This window comes from Streptomyces sp. AC627_RSS907 (genome assembly GCF_019049165.1).
On record NZ_JAGMUE010000642.1, the window covers coordinates 1 to 564 of the forward strand.

The 564-nt window shown below is 78.4% G+C and carries 1 pseudogene; it reads left to right on the forward strand.

Features of this window, described 5'->3' with window-relative positions:
* Positions 1-553, forward strand: a pseudogene (locus tag KUM32_RS37560) (hypothetical protein); the annotation flags it as partial.
* Positions 554-564 lie beyond the last annotated feature (11 nt).

The following is a 564-nucleotide window of genomic DNA, read 5'->3' on the forward strand; positions in this document are numbered from 1 at the left end:
GGCCTACCTGTACCTGCACGTGACCGCGGGGGCCGCCGTGCTGGTCGTCGTCGCGCTGTCCGTACAGGCGCTGCACCTCGGTCCCGCCCGCGTCGGGCTGGTCCTCTCCGCGGCGGGCGTCGGCGGGCTGCTGGTGACGCTGGTGGTGGTGCGGTTCGTCGAGCACCTGCCGTGGGGGCCGCTCCTCGGGGTGGCGCTGGGCGGGCTCGCGGCGTCCTTCCTGTGGCTGTCCGTGGCGCGGGGGTTCGCGGACGCGTTCTGCGCGGTCCTGTGCGTGGACGCGTGTTCCGCCTTCGCCTTCGTCACGGCCGGCTCCGCGCGCCAGGTGCTCACCCCGGCCGCGTTGCTCGGCCGGCTCACCGCCGCCACCGGGCTGGTCAACGCGGCCGTGCGCGCCGCCGGCGTCCTCGGCTGCGGCGCCGTACTGGCGTGGCTCGGCCCCCGGCCGGCCGCCGTCGCCCTGGGCGCGGTCGGCCTGGCCTGCGCCGTCCCCCTGCTGCTCGCCCGCTCGGCGCGCGACCCCCTGGCCCCGAGGCGGGAGCGTGCGACGTGACGGCGTACGTC